At 46.6% G+C, this 20429-nt stretch carries 21 protein-coding genes; 7 read left to right on the top strand and 14 right to left on the bottom strand.

Translation table 11 applies throughout. The features are described from left to right. Window positions 1-80: 80 nt before the first annotated feature. On the bottom strand, window positions 81-458 hold the full coding sequence (locus ACMGFG_RS15645; protein ID WP_436931259.1) for a hypothetical protein: 378 nt from the start codon (window positions 456-458) through the stop codon (window positions 81-83). Between the two features lie 2 nt (window positions 459-460). Next, window positions 461-754: a hypothetical protein gene (locus ACMGFG_RS15640; protein WP_436931258.1), complete on the bottom strand. Its 294-nt coding sequence runs from the start codon at window positions 752-754 to the stop codon at window positions 461-463. A gap of 723 nt (window positions 755-1477) precedes the next feature. Between ACMGFG_RS15640 and ACMGFG_RS15635 the strand changes: the two genes are divergently transcribed. Genes ACMGFG_RS15635 through ACMGFG_RS15620 form a run of 4 tightly spaced genes read left to right on the top strand, consistent with a single transcriptional unit; the run spans window position 1478 to window position 5899 of the window. After that, window positions 1478-1630 (top strand): hypothetical protein, encoded by a 153-nt coding sequence (locus ACMGFG_RS15635; RefSeq protein WP_436931257.1) that lies wholly within the window; start codon window positions 1478-1480, stop codon window positions 1628-1630. Window positions 1631-1645: 15 nt separating this feature from the next. Then, entirely contained in the window at window positions 1646-2611 is a 966-nt protein-coding gene (locus ACMGFG_RS15630) for a hypothetical protein (RefSeq protein ID WP_436931256.1), read from the top strand. Continuing rightward, complete coding sequence (locus ACMGFG_RS15625; RefSeq protein ID WP_436931255.1) at window positions 2604-4451, top strand: 3'-5' exonuclease; 1848 nt, start codon at window positions 2604-2606, stop codon at window positions 4449-4451. The genes ACMGFG_RS15630 and ACMGFG_RS15625 overlap by 8 nt, the downstream gene beginning before the upstream one ends. Continuing rightward, window positions 4448-5899, top strand: a complete 1452-nt coding sequence (locus tag ACMGFG_RS15620) for a hypothetical protein (protein ID WP_436931254.1) — start codon at window positions 4448-4450, stop codon at window positions 5897-5899. The genes ACMGFG_RS15625 and ACMGFG_RS15620 overlap by 4 nt, the downstream gene beginning before the upstream one ends. A 12-nt stretch (window positions 5900-5911) precedes the next feature. Here the strand turns inward: ACMGFG_RS15620 and ACMGFG_RS15615 are convergent, their stop codons facing one another. After that, window positions 5912-6472 (bottom strand): hypothetical protein, encoded by a 561-nt coding sequence (locus ACMGFG_RS15615; protein WP_436931253.1) that lies wholly within the window; start codon window positions 6470-6472, stop codon window positions 5912-5914. Between the two features lie 185 nt (window positions 6473-6657). On the opposite strand from ACMGFG_RS15615, the gene ACMGFG_RS15610 reads away from it, so the two are divergent. Further along, complete coding sequence (locus ACMGFG_RS15610) at window positions 6658-6822, top strand: hypothetical protein (RefSeq protein ID WP_436931252.1); 165 nt, start codon at window positions 6658-6660, stop codon at window positions 6820-6822. Window positions 6823-6956: 134 nt separating this feature from the next. Here the strand turns inward: ACMGFG_RS15610 and ACMGFG_RS15605 are convergent, their stop codons facing one another. From ACMGFG_RS15605 to ACMGFG_RS15570, 8 genes are all read right to left on the bottom strand, one after another. Continuing rightward, window positions 6957-7430 (bottom strand): hypothetical protein, encoded by a 474-nt coding sequence (locus ACMGFG_RS15605; protein ID WP_436931251.1) that lies wholly within the window; start codon window positions 7428-7430, stop codon window positions 6957-6959. A gap of 400 nt (window positions 7431-7830) precedes the next feature. Beyond that, window positions 7831-8298 (bottom strand): hypothetical protein, encoded by a 468-nt coding sequence (locus tag ACMGFG_RS15600; protein WP_436931250.1) that lies wholly within the window; start codon window positions 8296-8298, stop codon window positions 7831-7833. A gap of 149 nt (window positions 8299-8447) precedes the next feature. After that, window positions 8448-8867: a hypothetical protein gene (locus ACMGFG_RS15595; RefSeq protein WP_436931249.1), complete on the bottom strand. Its 420-nt coding sequence runs from the start codon at window positions 8865-8867 to the stop codon at window positions 8448-8450. Window positions 8868-8927: 60 nt separating this feature from the next. Continuing rightward, window positions 8928-9431 carry a hypothetical protein gene (locus tag ACMGFG_RS15590; protein WP_436931248.1) on the bottom strand — a complete coding sequence of 168 codons (504 nt, stop codon included), beginning with the start codon at window positions 9429-9431 and terminating at the stop codon, window positions 8928-8930. 83 nt (window positions 9432-9514) lie between these two features. Further along, window positions 9515-9811: a hypothetical protein gene (locus ACMGFG_RS15585; RefSeq protein WP_436931247.1), complete on the bottom strand. Its 297-nt coding sequence runs from the start codon at window positions 9809-9811 to the stop codon at window positions 9515-9517. A 326-nt stretch (window positions 9812-10137) separates the two neighbouring features. Then, the gene (locus ACMGFG_RS15580; protein WP_436931246.1) at window positions 10138-11100 is read right to left on the bottom strand and encodes a hypothetical protein; all 963 of its coding nucleotides are present in this window, start codon (window positions 11098-11100) and stop codon (window positions 10138-10140) included. Between the two features lie 216 nt (window positions 11101-11316). Beyond that, window positions 11317-11478: a DUF7837 family putative zinc-binding protein gene (locus ACMGFG_RS15575; RefSeq protein ID WP_436931245.1), complete on the bottom strand. Its 162-nt coding sequence runs from the start codon at window positions 11476-11478 to the stop codon at window positions 11317-11319. 335 nt (window positions 11479-11813) lie between these two features. Continuing rightward, window positions 11814-12197, bottom strand: a complete 384-nt coding sequence (locus tag ACMGFG_RS15570) for a hypothetical protein (RefSeq protein ID WP_436931244.1) — start codon at window positions 12195-12197, stop codon at window positions 11814-11816. Between the two features lie 578 nt (window positions 12198-12775). Here ACMGFG_RS15570 and ACMGFG_RS15565 point away from each other — a divergent pair. Together ACMGFG_RS15565 and ACMGFG_RS15560 are read left to right on the top strand one after the other, a co-directional pair. Next, window positions 12776-13015, top strand: coding sequence for a hypothetical protein (locus tag ACMGFG_RS15565; protein ID WP_436931243.1), 240 nt, complete (start codon window positions 12776-12778; stop codon window positions 13013-13015). A gap of 35 nt (window positions 13016-13050) precedes the next feature. Continuing rightward, window positions 13051-13524 carry a hypothetical protein gene (locus ACMGFG_RS15560; RefSeq protein ID WP_436931242.1) on the top strand — a complete coding sequence of 158 codons (474 nt, stop codon included), beginning with the start codon at window positions 13051-13053 and terminating at the stop codon, window positions 13522-13524. A 69-nt stretch (window positions 13525-13593) separates the two neighbouring features. On the opposite strand, the gene ACMGFG_RS15555 is transcribed toward ACMGFG_RS15560, so the two are convergent. Genes ACMGFG_RS15555 through ACMGFG_RS15545 form a run of 3 tightly spaced genes read right to left on the bottom strand, consistent with a single transcriptional unit; the run spans window position 13594 to window position 20427 of the window. After that, a complete protein-coding gene (locus tag ACMGFG_RS15555; RefSeq protein WP_436931241.1) occupies window positions 13594-13923 on the bottom strand; it encodes a hypothetical protein in 330 nt (109 codons plus the stop codon). Between the two features lie 37 nt (window positions 13924-13960). Then, a complete protein-coding gene (locus tag ACMGFG_RS15550) occupies window positions 13961-17587 on the bottom strand; it encodes a DEAD/DEAH box helicase (protein ID WP_436931240.1) in 3627 nt (1208 codons plus the stop codon). A 2-nt stretch (window positions 17588-17589) separates the two neighbouring features. Next, window positions 17590-20427: a DUF1156 domain-containing protein gene (locus tag ACMGFG_RS15545; protein ID WP_436931239.1), complete on the bottom strand. Its 2838-nt coding sequence runs from the start codon at window positions 20425-20427 to the stop codon at window positions 17590-17592. Window positions 20428-20429 lie beyond the last annotated feature (2 nt).

Below are 20429 nucleotides of genomic sequence, written 5' to 3'. Positions count from 1 at the left end.
ACAGAAATTGAGGACTGTGACCCAGTGCTACACTGTTCTATTACAGCAGGAAATCGTGTAAGTGTACCGGGGGCGAGAATTCAATCCAACATTTCTAAGACCGTCTCGAAATCAGAAGGAATGGGAAGCTCGTCCTTGTCGTCGGTCTGGATGACGTTCACTTCATACTGGTGCAAAATAATACGAGTGGCTTCCTTCACGTGAGAACAAGCTTTTTCCTCAGTCAAATCCTCTCCAGTACCGGGTTTTTGAAATTCAGAACACGAACAACGAGCATCAACTACTGTTCCTCCGTCGATATACAAGACCACGAAGAATTCACTATCTGCTCGGAAGAATTCCTGCCGGTCATATGGTTTTAGCGTACCCCAAAAATCAAACTCCTCAAGCTCTGAATCCGTCAAATCTTCTTCTGGAATAAATCCCTCAGAGTCATCTGAACCAAACAATCCAAACACGGCTATATCTCCTCCACTTCAAATTCAATTTCAGATTGATAGCGACTATAATACGAGATTAGGGCCGCAACTTCGTGTTCGCAGCAGGAGGTGACTGTTTCTCCAAGTCTTGTTGAATCTGGAATCATAGGATGGGATTCCGAACGAACGAATTCTGTTCCACTATAATCGCAATCACAAGAAGACTCCACCACATGACCACCTTTGACCACCAGTTGTACATGAAATGGACCCACACTGAATAATCGATTTACTTCATCATCATCAAGACCTTCAATATCGTCAGTCCTACGCATTCTGGAACCCCCAACCTCCGCAGCGAGGACACTTAGAACGCCCTTTTAGGTCTTCGGGACGTTGGTCGAGACAGTCAAGACACAATCCTGTTCCACAATCTATGCAAGTTTTAGCGACAACGTTCTTGTGTTTTTGACATTGTTCGCACATCTGTAGTAAAAAATACGGCGTGTATTATTGATTAACCTAGTATCATACTAGAAACACTTTTGGCATGGAATTAATATTATTTATATATGCAAGAGAAAACAGATTCAAAGAATTGGGTTGAGTGCCCTGTTTGTAATGAGAGAATCTACATTTCAAAACAGAATGAGATGGACGCTTATCGTCATGACCAGAACTGTTCCTACTCAATTCTGAACCAAGACACGAAATAACATTCTGAATGGACCTCCGACCAACTTAGCCGCCTTTCTGTCCTGAATTGGTGATGGTATAACGGTGATGTCATTATCTCCACAAAAACGACCTGATTGTGTGTTGAGTTCTACCGTGGTATCTCTTCCATATATATTATAACTTCTTTGAGGGGGGTACTCCCCAGACTGTTCGCTCTACCACCCCCCTCTGAGAAGTTATATAGAAAAAATACACACAATATCCAATAGATAGAGCTTGTTTTTAACTATGGGTTGAAAATACAGCATCACCTTCGGATTATTCTTAAAATGGGGAAACCTTTATAGTATTAATAAACAATATATCTATTGTAAAGTAATATGACAACTACTACAAACATAACAGATGAGACAAAGGAAGTATTGGAAGAAATGCAGCGTGAACTTCCAGGGAACCCAAGCAAGACAAGTCTCCTAGAAGAAGCAGTAGAACAGTACGAGGAACAAGTCTCTCACGTCTACGGAGGAAATTAAAATGGTGATTGAATTATGTCTACTACACTTAACAATACAGAGTCTGACACTATAAATGTATCGGAAGAATCGGACCTATCGGAATACTGGCTAGATATTAAGGATGAATTCGGAGGAGATATTCTCCCAACACAAGAAGCCGAACTAATTGAATCCTTCATCAGTGAAATTGTTCAGCTTGAATTAGCTGGTGAATCCGTACGTAACAAGGATGGTTGGTTTGAGACAGTTGCTCAGAATACTACCTCGAACAAGACTTCGATAAAAAACACGTACGATAGTATCAAGACCGAATTAGAGAAAGAACAAGGAGATGAGAAGGAACACAGTTACGAACTTGATAAGATAGTCGAACAACACGTCTCTCAACTTGTTGTCCTGAAGTCCTCAGATTCAAACCATGATACTACGTATCAATGGTATTTTGATGACGAATTCTCTACTGACGTAGTTGAGACAAAACAGGAATGGAAGAACCCTGGGAATTTCAAAGAAATTCTATTCAGTGCGCTGGATGTGATGGTATACGGTCCTTCCTTCCAAGACAAGGAGTGGCCGGATTACATCAAGAGATGGGTCATTCAGAACCAGAAAGTTGAACAAACCACTGGAACCCGGACCATTGCAATACAGGATTTAAAAAATCAAGTTTCTAAGACTGTAGCGTACACACACGAAGAAGCAGCAGCAAGAAATGGTGTTCTATACGTTGAGGATGAAGAATTTGATGCGATTCAGGTCCCGAATGAACTGACGAATACAGTTTGTGATGAGCACAACATCACCCCTCAAGCACTCCATGCTGAACTTCGTTCAACGGGATATTTAGAGAGGAAAGCTCGGCAAGAAGAAATTGATGGCGTTACTATGAGGTGGTGGCAACTTACCACTGATTTTGTCTCTGAGATAGAGATTGATGAAGTTCCGCCAGGACTCATTTCTTCAGAGACCGTCGATATGGCGGGTGATTCTGATGAGTGAAATAGACCTTGAAGACGTAGAAATCAAAGGCCCTCCTGTTACAGAATCATGCAAGTTGGAAGGTGTTCCTGGTGGTGGAAAAACCACCTCAGGAGCCGCCAGAGTTGGTAAATTGGTAAAAGAACACGAGTATGGAGTAGATGATGTTTGCTGGGTGACTTACCGGAAGTCACTCGCCCAAGATATACTAGACCGGTTGTATGACTGGGGTATTCTGGAAGACTGGGATATGGAACAGACTTGGACTGGTCGAACAAAGTACATTGGAACAGTCCACGCAATAGCTAATCGTCTGATTGATACACGAAATATGGACGTAGCTGGGTATTCTGATTACAGGGACTTCTGCAAATCTCAGTATGGTGTCCAGTACTCTGGTGACCCTACAAATTCTCAGTCACACGGAAAGGGGCAGTTGTTGATTGATATACTGAAATGGCTTCGAAATAACCGAATCTCAGCACACAGAGCAAAAGAGTGTCCTAAATATAGTGATTTAGTCTCGGTCTGGCCTAGCCACCCCCGAATTTCTGAAGTAGATGATGCATGGGAAGAGTACAAAGAGGAACAGAAACTCTACGATTTCCATGAGATGCTAGAAATCGTAGTAAAGGAAAAGAGAACTCCCGACTGCGATATTGTAGTTATTGACGAATATCACGATGCATTTCCACTCTTGGACGAAGTGGCTCAGTTATGGATTGATAATGCAGAAATTGCTATTGTACTGGGTGACTCACTCCAAGTAGTCAATAAGCACGAAGGGGCTACACCAGAGTTTTTTGAGCGGGTAGACCTCCAGCACGTTCCACTGAATACGACGTATAGAGTCCCTCAGACACATTGGAATCTGGCAACCTCAGTTCTATCAAAACAGCACGTTCCCCCATCTGATGTTACAATTGAATCAGAGTCAGATGGTTATGTGTTTGAAGTTTGTTCACCTACGTATTCAAAAGACAGTTTTAGCGGTGATTGGGATGCTCCAGTAGAGAAGAAGGCCTCAGTAGACACTCTGATAAACCAATTTGACGAAGGGACAAATCTAATCCTGACTAGGACACGAGACCAAGCAACAGCACTTGGCCGGTCGCTACAGAAGGCTGGTATCTTCTTCAAATCTCAGCAAGGGGCTGGTGGTTGGAATCAGTCAGACAAGCGTGTGGACCTATATAATTCAATTTGTAAAATTAATGGGGTTAAAATAGAAGAACGGGGTTGGAATGAGAATGTCCTCTCTTGGAATTCATGGGCTGACAGAGACGAAAGTCCAGATAACGTTACTCTCTCTCCAGGTGAAGCTCGTCGTTTACTTGAAGCCACTAAAATTGAATATACACAGTTCGACTCACGAGAAGACAAGGAAGACATACAATCATGGATTCGGACTGAGGAACAGAATATTGATTTAGAACATTTTGCTGGATTTGTTACTGACGAGTGGTTCAAGATATTTCCAAACGCTGGCCGTGCAGTTGATTCTCTGACTGGTATTCAGAGTCAATACAAGGATGTGATTCGTGCAGCACTTCGGAAAAACAACTGTGAAACGATAGATATTGATGAGATTAAAACTCAACTCCTCACAATCCACGGAAGCAAGGGATATGAAGCAGATAACGTGATTCTGTACGATGGAATTACGTCACGAATTCAAGAATCAATTTCACGAGATTACGAGATGCGACAAAATGAAGCTCGGACATGGTATGTAGCACTCACTCGTGCAAGTGAGAATCTGGTTATAGTAAGAGATGCGTTTGATTTCCTTGATTCATACCTACCAGCACATCTTGCTAGTGAGCATAGAAAACCGCTCTTAGCGGGTGATGGACAATGAGCGAAATTGATTGGGTATCTGTCCGTGACAGAGCAAAAGAAATCACTGAAGATGTTCTGTCTCCTCTCTCTTACGAGGAGCTAGCCACAGCGCTGGAAGATACACACGATGACGTAGGGCTTGCTGGCGGCTACATAGAAAGCGCTGAAGGTACTATATTACGGAAAAAAGACGATGGGTATAGTTTCAATCCTACTGCGATAGAAGTGCAGCAGAACGCAACTGACGAGGATAAAGCTGACTCTGACAGTGGTGAAGAAGTCGTTGGTGAGCTGTCCGAAGTTGTGGAATCGTCTCGTGTTGTCTATCCAGATGAGCTAAAGGAACGTGAGAATTGGCTGTGTCGAACATGGGATGATAAGGTACCGTTAGCGCCCTGGAGAAGCTTGGAATACAATGCAACATGGGGTGATGTGGAACTATGGTCTACGTTCAATGAAGCCAAATCATGGGCTGATAAGGACAAGACAACTTTCCAGGCACTGGGTAGTGATGTAGACCGTCTGGGTTTGTGTTTTATTCTGAACGATGAAGATGGAATTCCAAACGGGCGTGAACAACTATCACTTATTGACCTTGACGACGTTCGAAAATCGGAAACTGGTGAAGTACATCCTGTAGCACTGGAAGTATTAGAACGCTGTAACAGCTACGCGGAATTGTCCCAAAGTGGAGAAGGAATACACATCATAGTAGAAGGGTCGCTGCCAGACCATCTGGGAGAATTTAAGAAGGAAATTGATGATGAAATATGGGTAGGAGATGAACTACCTAAAATTGAGATATACGACCACTCACACGTGATAGCAATGGTGGCAGACCTCGTTGACGGGTGTCCAAACCGTGTTGCTGATGGACAAGAAAACATAGATTGGATACTCGAAGAGTACGGTGATGATGAACATCAGGATACTCGTTCTTCTGGTTCAATCCTAGATGAAAAACATAAGAAAGTCAAAACCAGTTCATCTGGAGACTACAGTGTATATTGGCAGATTTCAGCTAGAGATGTTCTACGCTGTGGTTCATTCCCGTCTGTGAAGTCAGATAGGGAGAAGAACGGAGAAATTTGGGGAGGTCATCCAGTACACGACTCAAGTTCTTCTGGGAAGGACAAGAAGAATTTCCATGCTGATACTGATTGGTATTGTTTCCGTTGTGATACAGGAGGTCACGGTCTTGAACTCCTTGCTGTAGAAGAGTTTGGTAGTGGTAGTACTGCATGTGATGTTGTTGGAGATGAGAAAACGCACAATCTCCCCGACCTCTCTGATAGAGAATTCTTGGAGCTTTGTCTCCTTGCACGAGACAAATATAGTCTTGTCTCAGAGGATACAAGCCCGCCAGCAAGAGCGATTTCTGAAGTGATTGAAGTAGCAGACCTCCCTGATGAAGAGTACAGTCTAGCGTATACTGTATATGAGAATATGAGTATCGACGATATTTGAAGGATTTATAGATTAATTCTCGTACCGCTCGTTTTTGTATACTGCAAAACTGGCGTCGAGGTCGTCTTTGTCCATCGCTTCCCGTTCTACAGTCTCCATTATCTCTAATACATTGAAGTGGTCTGCGAGAATTTGTTGGAAAACTTTTATCCACATTCGTAGTAGTCCAACAATTTCCAAGAGATGATTTTGTTTCTGCCGGAGGTTTCGGAGTTGCTCTCTTTGAGCTTGGTATTTATTTTCTAGTGTCTCGATTCTTTCAGTGAGATTCTGGAACTCTGATTTGGAGAGAATGATTTCATCGTTCCCCTGGTCCTCAGTTTCCAGAAGTTCTTTTCCAAACTCTCCTTGCTCAATTGCTGTTCTCCCAGAATCTGTGAGTACTGCTACTCGCCGGTTTCTCCCGTCATACCGCTTTTCAATAAGTCCATCTTTCGCTAACCGTGGAAACCAGTAGTCTATCTGATTGCGTGAGAATCCAGTTTCTAAACGAATCTCTGTGACGTTGGCTCGGTCTCCATTCCGGACGATTGCTTCGAGGAATTCTTTCTTCCTTTTCTTTGTCACACCCATGGTTAAATATAATAATATTAACACTAAAGGACTTACCCCGGTTCCACCCACTTGAAGTGGCACTGATTTTCAGTGGGAAACCAGTAGGGGGAAGTGGGGGAGATGGGGCTTGCCGACAAACCCGCATGCGGGTACCCGTTCTAGCGCGGAAAAAATATTTAATATTTGGTATAATATGTTAGGATATGGGTGAAAAGTATGATATTGAGCTACTGCATATCGGGTTCTCTTGGTCAGCCATAGAGAAAAATAGAATCATAGCAGCAAGTGGTGAGACCCGAAGAGAGGCACATAAAAATCTGATACAAAAACTATATTCAGATGATTCTGGTGATGGAGATGGGACTTGACCGGAAGGTCATCGTAGAGTGCGAATGTGGTGAGATGGTTGAGACCGCTATTGACTACATCGCGGATTGCCCCGGTTGCAACCGCTCCTATGTGGTTAGCATCAAGTCCTGTTAGTTCAATTCTGAATCTCTGCTCAAACAGAGAACTCCTCATCATCTCGACCGACGGGGACGTGCTTGTACTCACAGGAGCAAAGATATCCACCATCGTCTTGCTCTCGAAGTATGATATTGTGAGAGATACTGCCGGTTTCAGGGCATCTATAGTGGAGTTTTTGGAGATTCCAGTGATGCCCTAGCGGATACCACGGGTCTTGGCCCTTGACCTCGTTGTAGTGTTCTGAGCAGAGCTTCCATTCATCGTGTGGATGGCCTCGCTTGCTTGCAATTCCTCGTGCGGCGAGATACTCACATCCGTCCGCTTGACAGACTGGGTGGATGGGAACTACCCCCACCCTTTCTTCTGAAGTGGGTCCATCTGTAGTTCCGACGATGGTCTCAGAGACCTCGTACAAGCAATCATCACACAACTCAACTGTCTCGTCATCAACGAGTCCCAGATACTCCCCAGCTGGAGTTCCCGACTCCACGAGCACGTTGTCATCCATAGTCCCACACCAGACACACCCGTTGATGTCTGTGGATTCCGACACCTGGTCTGCACATCGATACTTAGAGTATCGAGTGCCACCAGTTTCGACGACGACGCCCAAGTGCTCCAAAGCATGAAGCGTTTTGGCAGCTTCATGTTCACTGATTCCAGCGAATTCAGCGAGAACGCATTTTGTGAATTCACCGTCGAAATGAAAGAGTGCGGTTGTCACTCGCTCTACTGCGCTCAACTGTCGGAAGTAGTCATGATTCATCATAATATCTCACTTTAAGTACCCGTCCGGGAATCGAACCCAGTAGAACCCACCGAGGGACGAGCAGATTTCGCGACCGATGTTGAGAGAATCCAGTCCAAGACAGACGATACTACTCTGGGTGTGGGAGCGAACAGTCCCTTTACAGCTGTTCGTCTTCCCAACACTCTCGACTCTCTCGATAGTGTTCACTGAAACTCTCAACGGACTCACGACAACACGGGCAGGTTCCACTCAGCTTTTCTTTGAGACGCCGCAGTCCGTCATCAGTAGACCGTGGCTCAGCACCGATGACATTCTCGCTCATATAGATAGTGGTTCCTTCTGAGGACTGCATGTTTCCTGGTCCATCGTACGTCGCCATCACCGAAACCGGTAGTGTGAGTGGGTCCTCCCTACCGACATCGACTATTGCTTTCTTCCCGTCCGCAAACTCGTCGAGATACTGCTCGAACGATTCAGCATCTCCGGTATGTACTTTTATTAGCAAGTCTGACGCATTGGTCGCGGTTGAGAAGTGATGGATGTGAATCTCAGCAATATTCTCAAATCTCTGCTGTAACTGTTCAATTATCTCTTCAACTCTAGTTTTTTCACTTATTTCCTTCATTGCAATTATCACATGGGTATATGTATATTTAAATTCTTTTCTGTTTTAATATGATGATTTAAAATTGGTTAATATCATGGAATATTTCTTCGCTTCCAGTGTCTTATGCGCGTGGTCCGTGAGAGAAACCAGTGATAGAGAATCCCTCCTCAGTTTCCGGTCGAAGAACACAACCCAACGAATTCGCTCAGCTCATATTCGAACTCTCGGCAAAGGTGTAATATCGCGCTCTCCAACGAGATATCTGGTTGGTGTTTGGAGCTCCCTCCGTATTCGCCAATCGCCTCTCCGCTCTTGATTTCGGTTTCTGGGAGTTGTTCTCCATCCCACTGATTTATTGGAACATGGAACGACCAGCTACCAATATAGAAACAATAGTGCTGGATTCCTTCTATATTGTGGCACTCAATTCTGTCATAATGGCCAAGAGTATACAGTTGTTTGAGTACGTCTCGTTTGAGAGAATACAACAGGTCTTTTTTCCATTTGTTCTCTCTCACTGTTTTTGTTTCTTGGCGATGATAGGCGTCTTCTGCTTTCGCATCGTAGTTCTTAGCGTAGTCATTCACTCTAGATAGCGCCTCACACGTGCGTTCAATATTTTTTGATTCAGTCATAATTTATATTCTTCAGTTCAGATAATCCCATCCCGCAAAGTACGAGCGATGGCCGTAGCTCACGTTCTCCTCCTCTAGATACTCATTTGGGTTGAATCCAAATTCGTTGTTGAGGTAGAGTAACGCAGCTTTGAGTGACATATCTGTGTGGCTCTCTGTCCCTTTCGAGAAATTCTCTATCGACTTTGAACAGGAAATCTCTCTCTTCGCAGGGTGGCTCCCAGACCAGTCATCGACAGGCGCATGGAACGACCACTGCTCTATGTTGAAGCAGTAGTACTCTCGGCCATTGATATCATGTAGCTCGATTCGGTCGTGATATTCAAAGTCATAGAGCCGTTTGAGGACCTTCGTCTTGAGTGAATAGAGCGCTTTCTTTTTTATACTATTTAAACGAGCAGTAGCTTTTTTCCCTCGTCGATAATTCTCATCTGCTAATTCTGCGTACTTCTTCGCGTGCTTGTTGATTTTGTGCAATGACTCACACGTCTTCTCGATATCGGATGGCTGTTTCATAGATTCACCAGATGCTCAAACCGGGAATCGAACCCGGACAAGCCCACCAGGGCTAAGCTGATGGTCAGACGACTACCAACAACCTACGTCTCGACAATGCTCTCGGCTTTTACACCACCGAGGTCAAGAGCGTCTTCGGCGAGGTCGTCATGTTCCGAATTGAGAGCTACACTAGCTGCATACCCCATCGCTTTCGAAAACTCTCTTTCTAACCCGGCGGTCTCGACTTGTCGGCTCGCCTCTGCGAGATAGGAGCGGGCAGCGCGTAATTGCGGTTGGAGGTCATCATCATCATCCACGCGGTCTTCAAGTTGTGTCACTACCTGCAAGCCCGACCGCAATTTCTCGAAGTTCCTGCTATCTGATTTACTGGAATTCATGATGTTCACCTCGGAGACTGCCGTGTGATTGGTTCTCTATCTCTGCTATTTCACCTATCAAGTCAGCGCTCAATAGTTTATTCATTTTAACCTCCATATTTCTGTTATTTTTGGCGTGTATTAAAAATTCCGAATTTTAGAGTTGGAAAATTATATTCACTCAAATCTCAGCTATATTTCGAACGTATTGATGAAAATTCCGCTGGAGTCTTGGCTTTAGAACCTTGTTTGAAACCGCATAGTATAGAGAAGTGGAATTATGGTGATGGGCTAAGTGTTACGTTATACCCCTGAAATTTTGTCCTTTTCACCCCTGATGCCCATGATTATGTTGAGAGAGGAGCGAAGAACATGAGATATACAATCGCAGTATAACCAGTCAATAGTGCGATGGAGCGTTTGTTCGTCGTGATGAATTGGTCGAACCGTAGCGTTCCGAATGCAATGTAGCTGAATCCGACGATATGCTTTACGACACGCATTGTGATGAGTGCCAATACTAGTGACCCAAATGTACCCAAAACCAGTGATAACCCCCATGCTATGCCTACGAAAACGGGTAGCACGACGACCAACGAAAGAACGAGCGTCCCAGTGATACCCCAGTTCCGGGTACCACTCTTCAGCTCTTGTACCTCCTGGACAAACTCGGCCAGTTCCTCAATGTATTTGTCTTGTCTATCTGGAATCGCACCTTGCAGGACGTAGTAGCCGACCTCCATGTACATTCGACCCAGAATCGTAATTCCGAGTAGTCGGAATAGTGCGCCCACAGATTCAAACTGTCCAATTACATCTTCAATCGAATTTAGCTCTCCCGTCTCTTCTACTGCTTTTCGGTAGCGAAGATAGAACAATGAGCCCCAGCCGAGTTGATAGGTATGGAAGACAAATTCCACAAAGACGATGAACGCTAGTGTCCCAATCACCGCCAGCAGAGTCGTTATGTTCACAACTGTGAGCGAGACTAACGGCGAGAGTTTCGTAGCGCCATACTGAACAATTTGTATCACACCGATGATTGCGCAGAGCTCGACGGGGCGGACAGTCTGCTGTAGAAAGCGGTTCTCATCCGCAAAACGTCCTGTGAATGTGAGCCATCGGAGAAACGCCATAATGACAAGGCTCACGACCGCGACGATGATGACTGCACCCCGAGTCCCTCCAGGTGCCGTCAAGATGACTAATGTCGTAAGCAGTGGAGCGAATCCAAATTCAAACCGGAGTTGTTGCTTTAGAGAGCGCTGAAAGATGATTTCGGACAAATAGTTAGGGTCATTCTCAGCCATTCTTAGTCACCTGGTACGACTTCATCAGTTCAGCAATTTGTTACAGATGGACGGAAACCACTCCGCAGGTGTACTTGTACTGGTAGAGTTCAGGGAAATCTTCTGGTACTGAACCCCAGATATGGACGAGGCCGTCCGTACCGAATGGTATTTTCCGAGCCATGAGAGCAATCTCTCTCGTCACCCAGAGATGAATTTCTTGTGAGAGTGTACGAACTACTCAGGATGCACGACCTCTTGACATTCGGGGCACTCAGCCCAGAGGGCAGGTCGCCCATCGGCGGTCTCGTACTCGATAAGTACGCTGTAAGTGGCGATTTCGGTCCCGCAGTCCGGACACTGTCCGAGCGTCGGCGAGTCGTTGGTGGTTGTGGACATGGGTGATATTCGGGGTTGTCCTGGGGCGTGTGTAGCGTTGAGAGTCGGTCAGACTCTCTGCATGTGAATGTGTCCCGTAGTGGCTAAAAGGTCCGCTAACCGGAGTGAAAGTGGTTTAATTTCAAGGCGTAGCCGCCAAGAGAGCGCTCTCAGACGACAGAGTGGCAGGACGAATCGAAGAATCGTCCACATTGTCAGTATTGGGACTGAGCTACCCCTTTCGGTTTCTGTCGCTGCATTAAATGGCGAGGTCGAAGAGTGAAATGTAAGAACAGTGGAGAGCTGCAGACAGGAGCCAACAAGGGAGAGCGTCAGGTCAGCCAAACACTGTCCATCTATGAATTTACTGCTTCAATTTTTGTCACATCTTCGAGGTTAATATCGTAGACCTGTTCAAGAATTTTCTCAGTCATTCTGACCGCTGTACCCGGCGACCAGTCGGGGTCTCTGGCTGTCATCCAGCTCGGACCTTCAGTCTCAAACTTCAAGCCTTCTGAGTCAATGATTTGCTGGAATGCTGCTTTCCGTTCACCATTCAAGTTTACAGCATTGAATGCACCTCTGGAGAACTGGAAGTGATGGCCTGTTACACCATCAAATGGAAAATAGAGGTTGATATGGGAGGCTACAGTACCCTCATGTTGGTTGGAACTATACTGCCGGTCGTATATATTGAGCAGTTCTTGCTTGCTGTCTTCCTCGGTTTCATCGTCTGACATACGCATCATTATTTTTTCTGCATCTTCATAATAGTAACCTGTATAGATTTACAATGTCTTATTTTATGCAGATATTCTCAAGATATGGGTTCTCTATAAAGCCGAATATCGACTAGAATTGAGCAAATTCGAATTAGTCATTTACTCTCAATCTCTCTCATTTCCGATTGGCACGGTGCAATTCGCATAACCATCTATCAAACAAAAAATACGATTTGATGTGGATGGCCATTATAGAACAGATTGCCCGCCTTGTGAGGAATTCACGTACACTCGAAATTCCATTATAAGATGTTCGTAAAAAAAGGAATAGTGCAGCGGGTGATATTAGATACCTGCTATTGGATAGCTCTGACAGAGAACCCAAAGAAGCGTGTGGAATTTGAGCGACTCGCTTCTCGGGAGGACATCGAAGTTTGGTTCAGCTACGAAAATTTCATTGATTTAGTCTAGGCGACTGAGCAAGACGAGATGTCTGAGATTATTGCCTCAATTGTTGATGTGTATATCCCTGCAATGGACTACGAGGGTGATGACTACGTGACTACGGACAACCCACTTGCCTCATTCCAGAGGAGATGGTTAGACAACATACCGCAGCAGAAATGGTCGATTTTGACGAAATGAGAACGCTTCGCTACATATTCTGGATATCGGACTGGATTGCAGAAGCACATTACGAAGAGATGGTTCAGACCGCCAGGGGAATTAATGATGAGTTTGGCTTCAATACCACGTTAGCTGCAACTTTTCTAGATGAGATAGAGGAAGACGGTGACCAAGCGTTTCTCCATGAGCACGAGTACCATCGATATTAGTTAGTATCTGGGCTTATTTTAGATGAGTAGTTCCAATGGCCGTCATCATCTATGTGACCTCGGATGGAGGAGAATTCAAAATTGATGAGCTGTCCCAACGCCTCCTAGTCCATTTCGCTATTAGAGGAGAAACCAGTTTAGAAGATTCTGTCGGACCAGTTGGTGCAGAAAGCCAAGGGGAAGTGATAGATAGAATTGAAAGCTATCTGGGACCAGACGCTGCAGGATTCGTTGAAATCACCAGCAGAAGTCAGACATTCGATGGTGGGACTATTGATTATTATGGGCTGACAGACAGCGGTGAAGATTTTATCCACAACCACATTGATGACCTCGCTGTCCCGGCTGATTTGAGAGATTTGAGTCAACGCGTCAGTAAACTTGAGACAGAACTCTTGAACCGAACACTCGCGGACGAACTCCGGGATAAAATTGATGACCTTGAATACGAAGTAGATAGTCGTATTTCAGACCTTGAAGACCGTCTCGAAGACTTGGAGTCCCGATAGGATTAACCAAGTTACGACTATACGGTGTTTGGTATGATAGTTCATAAAATAGAAATGTTTGTCGCTGATTCAGTAGCGGTCTATGCTTGATTGTGATTGGAGCTGTGAGGTAGCATCTTGCTCAGTTTCTGCCCATTTACCCAGCCCCTCAACCAGTTCGTCGCTAACTCTTACTTTTGCAGCACCTGATGACGATTCAGGGCCCCACAGACCGAACACTCGCTTACCCTCCTGATACTCTTCGTATTCCTCTGAAAGGAGGTATACCCACCCAATTTCGTCATGCGATTTCTCATCTCTCCCACAGATGAGGGCAGTATCTGGGTAACCGACCGGTTTTACAGCGATTTCATAGTTGTGGGTTCGCGGAGGATGGTCTTGACAACGAACGATAGCCATGTGTACACTCTATGTAAAAGGCAGCATGAAAGTTCTGCTAAGATTTAGAGTATTCGGTTACCCACTCACGAATCTCTTTCTTTGCTTCGTCCAGCCTTGGGATTGGAGAGTCCAGTGTAAGTCTACGTGCCTCAGTTGTTGCATAGGTAGCGACGAGCGGGTCGTTTGTGATTTCCAGTCCCGCCTGTACTATTGGTCTATTTCCATCGTAGGCCCCAATAACACGAACAATGTCCTCTTCGGAAACTCCTTCTAACTCCGTGGTAAGTTCCTCCACCAAATATTCGAACAACTCTTGGTGCGGGAGTGGTATCACAACTGAAGGGTACCATTCGAGTACTTCGGGGTCAAATGAGACTAGCACTTCGTCATCGTCGGTATATAACGCCTGAACGGTGTCTACTGGAGGATTGGTTGCGACAGGTACATTTGATTCCTCAGGGAAACTCAGTCGGTAGAGTTTCTGGTATGGGGCGTCCTCATCCTCAGTCAGTTGACGGTCAAGCATCTCAAATTTCCACCCCTTGTTTCGAAGCACCTGACTCTGCGTAAATAGCCGCTTCACCACGTCAGGATTAACCAGTGGTTCGAACGGACGGTCGGGGTATCCGATACTACCAATGTCTGGATGTGAAGCTGTCCACCCATCGAGCTTTGCTTTCTCAATGATATCCGCGGGCTGAACCTCGTCGAGATTCTGTGCTAAACCAACTTGCTTCGATTTTTCTTCCGCCTGTGCTGACTCAGCTTCCGCAACTTCGGCAATGTCCTCTCCCGACCTCGTTGATTCGCCCATCGCTACGTTCTGTACGTCGCCCTCTAGTCCCTCCAGAATCGGCCTGAGTGGACCTACTGCCTGTTCAAAGAGGTTGATTCGCTCACCCAGACGTTCGTAGATGTCCTCCTCAACGGTTTCGTCATAAACGTAGTTCCAGACGAGCACTTCCTCATTCTTCTGACCGATGCGGTCGATGCGGCCAATCCGCTGTTCTACTTTCATCGGGTTCCACGGGAGGTCGTAGTTAATCAGAGCATCACACGTCTGGAGGTTCAGCCCTTCACTAGCCGAATCCGTGCAGACGAGAATAGAAAGGTCACCGTCAGGGTCGGTGAACTCCCGTTTGACTCGCTCCTTGCTCACACCGTTCCACTCGCCCTTGCCCGAGTCATAGATTTCTCCACCTCGTCCAGAGTAAGTCCCAACGTCATGGTGGCTGAGGGAGACCTTCTCTTTGATGGCATCGAGCGTATCCGAATACTGCGTGAAGATGATGACTGTATCCCGAGCTCGTGCGCTGAGCTCGTTGAGGTCTTGCATCAGTTGTTCCAGTTTCGGGTCCTCCGGAACGTCGTAGAGTTGAGCGATAAAATTCTCTAGCTCGTTGAGTTCGTACTTACGGACACGTTCACCAGCAGAACCGCTCGCACCAATTTCGTCAACGGTCATGCCGTACTCACGCTGGAGCACTTCCTCGCGGTCGGCAATCGCTCCGGTCGTCAGGTCGCTATCGGAAACATCGGATACATCTCGAAGGTCAGAACTCAGATTCTGACGACGACGCTGCAACGATTGTTCGACAGCGTGGAGGCTGGAGGTCAGTCGCTGTCGATACGTCGTCATCACGAACCCGATAGCTGTCTTCTCCTTGCCTTCCAAGAGCTTCTTGGACTGGTCGTAGACGTTACTGATGTACGTTTCTACGCGGTCGTAAAGCGGGCGAGCGTCCCCAAGTTCGACAGACCGAGTTTCGATGTCCCGTCGTGGGATGTTCTCGTTGAGGAGATTCGCCTGTTGGCACATTCGCAACGTTTGTCGGGTATTCCGAAATACGCGGGACTTCACGGGAGTCGTCTCTTCACCGAGGTCGAGGAGGAACCGAAGGCTCTCCACCGAGAGATTCGAGAACTTGTCCTCCCAGTCGCGGGTTCCGAGTCGTCCAGTCCCGAGCACACGGTTGAGCCGACGACGCTCACCGAGAGAGAAATCACTGTCATCCACCTGTTCTTCGACCCGCTTTGCGACATCCTCGTGCGTTTGAACGAAGGACTGTATCATCCCCGCCCAGGTTCGGAGATGGGTCATTCCTTCATAGTCTTCATAACTCCACTTCGAGGCGATATCAGGGAGAACCTCCTCGACAGTTCTTGACTCGTCAGCCTCGATTTCATCGAGTGTCTCGGTGAGCTTCTGCTGGACCTCGAAGTAGGTATCAAATGCCTCTCTGTCGTTCCACCCATCGGGCAGGTCACACAGCCGTAGCAAATCGAACAGCTCGGTGATTTCGAGCTGCATCGGTGTCGCTGTCAGGACGTACGTGCAGGCGGTGTCATCCTGGAGGTCGGTGAGCAGGTTGTATAGGTTCGTCCCCTCACGACCGTGATGCGCTTCGTCAACGAGCGTGAGGTCCCATTCGAAGCGGTCGTCAGGTGCATCTCTTGGATGTTCCTTCTCCCAGTGAGTTGTCGGGGAGAACATCCCCATATTCTGGGTCCGCCGAGCCGTATGCCATGAGGCGAGGACGACCGTCGGTTCGTCACGGTCGGAGACGAATTCACCGATGTGTGAGTCTTCCCATCTGTCGAGGGTCTCGTAGTCGGAGAGTGAGTGTTCGATACCGTATGCGTCACGCAGGACTCGCTGAGCACCGCTGTACTCGTAGGAGTAAGCGTTGACGTTGAATTTCTCCAGAAGTTCTTCTTGCCACTGTGGCTGGACCGTAGCCGGAACTAGCAGAAGAGCATCGCTCACTTCTCCAATCGTGAGGAGTCGAGAGATAGTGAGCCCAGCTTCGATGGTCTTACCCAGTCCGACCTCATCGCAGAACAGGAGACTCTCTGGATAGATGCTCGTGGCCGTGTCAGCGATGACACGCTGGTGTGGCCACGGTTCAATCGAACTGATATCCTCGGCGATGTGAACCGCGCCAGGAAGGAGTTCATGTTCGTTTGCGATGCGGCTGACTGTCGCTTCGGAAGCAGGGGGTTCACTCGATTGCTTCAGCCGTTCTACGTGCTCCTCGACCTCCTCCTCAGATTCGGGCTGCCAGTCGAGAATATCTTGCTCGATGGCCTCGTCAATAGCTGTGACTTCGACATCCTGATGTTCCTCGTTCCAGAGCCGCTCGAAGGTCTTCACGTCCTCCTCGACGTACTCGTTCTCGACTTCATCCCATGAACGGTGGACTTTGAATCGCTCGTAGTTACGATACCACGCGTTGTAGGTCTCGTTAATGCTCCCCTCGAACGTGATTCTGTTCTCGTCGGCATCAGTTGCGATGCCAAGTTTGGGATGGAAGATGCCCGAGTCGGAATTGTTTCGAGGCTCACCGATTTTGAGCTGAAGGCGTCCTTCCTCCATCATCTGGGCAATGAGGGCAAGACGTGATTCGCCTTCCTCAGAGAGCGGTGCGTCGTCGGTCAGGACTGGCTTGTTCTCTCGGCTCAGACGTTTTGAGGCGATGATGCGAATTTCGCCATCAGATTCGAATGCAGATTCTATTCCTTGCAATGCGTCGGCAAGATTCTGGAGACTCAGATAGCCAGCTAAGCGGTCGTATTGAATCGCCTCTGAAAGCATCGGCTGATAGAATGAACTAACGAGGGTTTCGTCCCCACGGAAGTTACTTTCGTATATACGCCTCCACGACCTTTTGGGGAATCCCATTATCAGAAGTCACTTAATGTCGCTCGGCTTTGGTCATCATCTCCGTTATTACGATTTATTGAACTTATTTCGATGTCGAGTAGCTCTCCAGTCTCTCCAGATACGAGGTTTACTATAGAGTCATAGTCCTCATGCGATTCTGGAAGTACCTGAATTAGGCTCTTAATTGTTCGCCGGAACTGAGACTGGTCTGCAAGTCCACGGTCATTCAACCAATTCCATGTGAAGTCAGACCCTTTGGTTTCGAGTACATTCAGAGCTGCATGGACAGCATCAATCGCGTAGTTGAATGAGTCCTCACGTGGGTCAATCGGATATGCTCTCTTTCTCCGCTTCTCACCCGCCTCAAGTGCGGTATAATCTCTCACTCGATACGACTGTCCTTTGAGTGTTAGCTTATCTCCACTCTTACTCCATATCTTAGTATCTGACTTAATGTCAGCTACATCAACACCTACGCCGAGCCCCAGTTGTCGCGCATCGTCATACGGGATTGTTTCTCGACCATAAACAAGCCAGGATAAAATATACCATGTACTGAGGTTATCGACATCATCGAGACTATCTTCAAGCTCCCTATCAACGAGAACTTCTACAACTGCTGTCCTAGCTTCTTCCAGTGCTTGTTTGGGTCTTACGACCTCATCATGGTTATCAACTACTGGATAGTTTTCAGTAAAGACTCTGAGTGTCGGTCCAAATGCACTGATTATGGTATCTGTCTTAGTTAAATTCAAATCTGAATCCAGAAGCTCATTGGCTTTATTCCTGGCTGCTTCCCTGGTTTTTTCCCGTATATCACTCCACAGTGTTGGCTGCCGATTTCGTATTTCCTCACTAGTTCCAGGTTTTCTACAAGTGAGGAGTAAAGTGCTATCTGCAGACGCACTCCCTTGAACTCCAACCCGTTGAGGCATCTCGCTCGTAATAGTGTGAGTTGCGGTTACAGAAAAGCCAGAATTAATGAGTCCCATTGTGAGTGAGTCCCAAGCTGAGGCCTCTTTGTCAGTGAAATATACTGTGAGAGCACCTTTGGAATCTAAAACGCGGTAGACCTCGGAAAAGATGTCACTCATCTTGTTCTCATATTGTTCACGAGCGGTAGCCTCTTCCGCATCCGAGACCATCGCTGGATTTTCCACCGCCTCGTCTTCCTTATTTGTCGCAGAACCACTGAATGTCTGGGGGAAAATATCCCCGAGATATTCTTTCAGCCACACGTAGAAAGCATCTGCTACTTCAGAGTATATCACATTATCTCCATACGGCGGGTCCATTACCGCAGCATCTACCGAGTCATCCTCCAGTGGCAAGTTTGCCGCATCTCCCTGATTTACTGTAACACTACCTCCATCTACGTGGGATAGAAATTGTACCACGTTTTCATAGTTATCTAGAACATTATCCGCTGCGGTTTTCAGGCTATATGTACCTGTTGTCAGGTTGCTCTCGCCGAAACTCCATTGGAACGAAAAGTTGTTATTCCCCAACATATTTGCAGGCGAACCATAGGTCACATCAATCGGTTCAAGACGTGAATTCCGCTCAATCAGCTTTGTACTCATCAACGATAGAAGTACAAGGATGCTCTCCGCACGCTCAGGATTATACTCCTCACGGATTTCTTCTTCAACCTTCTTGAATCCCTCAAGCAATTTTGCGTGACTGAGTAACTGACGAGGGCTATATACATCCCTCCATTGAGTCACTCCATAGGGGTATGCCCGGTCCCAGTGTCCCTCGAAACGTTCTGACGCAAGGAGCGTCGCCAAATGTAAGTCATTCTTGACCTTTTCTCGTGCTTTTTGAATTGCCTCGTAATCCTGTTCCAATGGAGAATGATACTTGCTTCCTGATATTTTCTCTTCATACCTAACTGCGAGCACTTCGTATTTGAAGTCCTCTGACTGGAACATCTCAACGAGTTCATCCCGTTCTGTAACAACACCACAGTGCGGGCACTCTGCATCTCCACCACTTACTGTTCCCTCATTAGGGTCAAAATCGATGTTTGTCTCCTCTGTATTGATGCACTCATATCTGAGGGCATCTCCTTCGAAAAGTGGTCGGACCGCCATGTTGAGCCGACGATTGAACCACCAGCGGTTAGTTAGCGGGAGTATTTGCCCACAGGAAGGACATTCAATACTGTATGCACGGAAGTAATGGGATGGGGCAACACCGTCTCGTCGGGGGAAATATTCCTCAAGTTCGGCATCTGCAAATTCTAAAATTTCATCCATCCACGGTCTAATGTCCCCATCTAACGAACCTTGAGAGGGCGCGTAGTCTAACATAACCTTGTTGAGTAACCAAGCTACAGGATTCAACTCATTTGAGATAGTTGGTAACCCATATCGAAGAGATTCTAGTGGAATTGTTCCACCCCCAGCCGTTGGGTCTAGTACCGTAGGTAGTGACCCATCCCAATGCTCTCTCACTATTTCGTGGAATTCCTGCATTTCATTCTTTGGAGGAATATTTTGTAGAGGATAATCATATCCGAAGTGAGATGTAACAGGCTGATTATTATTGTCCTTTGTCGCCTGTTTGTTAACTACATAATCTTCAATAGCCCCATCAACTCCCTCTTTCGGCCCGATACACATCCAGCGAAGGAGTTGGTCGTCTGAAACATCATCTGGGAGAATGGATGCAAGAATAGCAAGCCGGGTAGCTGCTGTGGGGCGACGAGCAAACCATTTATAGATTTTTCTATGAGGAGACATTACCTCTGGATTGGCTTCTTTCAAACTTTCAATACCCACCGCTGTAACAGGTAGTAGCTCTTCGATTTTTAATGACCGCCCTTCCGATGATGTGTTATTATTGTTAGACATTT

The organism is Halosimplex halobium (assembly GCF_051414055.1).
Classification (GTDB): domain Archaea; phylum Halobacteriota; class Halobacteria; order Halobacteriales; family Haloarculaceae; genus Halosimplex; species Halosimplex halobium.
The sequence above is the reverse complement of the archived record's forward strand: the minus strand, read 5'-3'. Positions and strand labels throughout refer to the sequence as shown.

Bases quoted from the DNA above. Each gene is read 5' to 3' on its own strand.
- ACMGFG_RS15585 (WP_436931247.1), bottom strand. From the start codon at position 9,811: ATGAATTCCAGTAAATCAGATAGCAGGAACTTCGAGAAATTGCGGTCG.
- ACMGFG_RS15610 (WP_436931252.1), top strand. From the start codon at position 6,658: ATGGGTGAAAAGTATGATATTGAGCTACTGCATATCGGGTTCTCTTGG.
- ACMGFG_RS15555 (WP_436931241.1), bottom strand. From the start codon at position 13,923: ATGGCTATCGTTCGTTGTCAAGACCATCCTCCGCGAACCCACAACTAT.
- ACMGFG_RS15560 (WP_436931242.1), top strand. From the start codon at position 13,051: ATGGCCGTCATCATCTATGTGACCTCGGATGGAGGAGAATTCAAAATT.
- ACMGFG_RS15640 (WP_436931258.1), bottom strand. From the start codon at position 754: ATGCGTAGGACTGACGATATTGAAGGTCTTGATGATGATGAAGTAAAT.
- ACMGFG_RS15620 (WP_436931254.1), top strand. From the start codon at position 4,448: ATGAGCGAAATTGATTGGGTATCTGTCCGTGACAGAGCAAAAGAAATC.
- ACMGFG_RS15565 (WP_436931243.1), top strand. From the start codon at position 12,776: ATGGTTAGACAACATACCGCAGCAGAAATGGTCGATTTTGACGAAATG.
- ACMGFG_RS15590 (WP_436931248.1), bottom strand. From the start codon at position 9,431: ATGAAACAGCCATCCGATATCGAGAAGACGTGTGAGTCATTGCACAAA.
- ACMGFG_RS15615 (WP_436931253.1), bottom strand. From the start codon at position 6,472: ATGGGTGTGACAAAGAAAAGGAAGAAAGAATTCCTCGAAGCAATCGTC.
- ACMGFG_RS15625 (WP_436931255.1), top strand. From the start codon at position 2,604: ATGAGTGAAATAGACCTTGAAGACGTAGAAATCAAAGGCCCTCCTGTT.
- ACMGFG_RS15550 (WP_436931240.1), bottom strand. From the start codon at position 17,587: ATGGGATTCCCCAAAAGGTCGTGGAGGCGTATATACGAAAGTAACTTC.
- ACMGFG_RS15580 (WP_436931246.1), bottom strand. From the start codon at position 11,100: ATGGCTGAGAATGACCCTAACTATTTGTCCGAAATCATCTTTCAGCGC.
- ACMGFG_RS15600 (WP_436931250.1), bottom strand. From the start codon at position 8,298: ATGAAGGAAATAAGTGAAAAAACTAGAGTTGAAGAGATAATTGAACAG.
- ACMGFG_RS15570 (WP_436931244.1), bottom strand. From the start codon at position 12,197: ATGTCAGACGATGAAACCGAGGAAGACAGCAAGCAAGAACTGCTCAAT.
- ACMGFG_RS15545 (WP_436931239.1), bottom strand. From the start codon at position 20,427: ATGTCTAACAATAATAACACATCATCGGAAGGGCGGTCATTAAAAATC.
- ACMGFG_RS15635 (WP_436931257.1), top strand. From the start codon at position 1,478: ATGACAACTACTACAAACATAACAGATGAGACAAAGGAAGTATTGGAA.
- ACMGFG_RS15575 (WP_436931245.1), bottom strand. From the start codon at position 11,478: ATGTCCACAACCACCAACGACTCGCCGACGCTCGGACAGTGTCCGGAC.
- ACMGFG_RS15630 (WP_436931256.1), top strand. From the start codon at position 1,646: ATGTCTACTACACTTAACAATACAGAGTCTGACACTATAAATGTATCG.
- ACMGFG_RS15605 (WP_436931251.1), bottom strand. From the start codon at position 7,430: ATGGATGACAACGTGCTCGTGGAGTCGGGAACTCCAGCTGGGGAGTAT.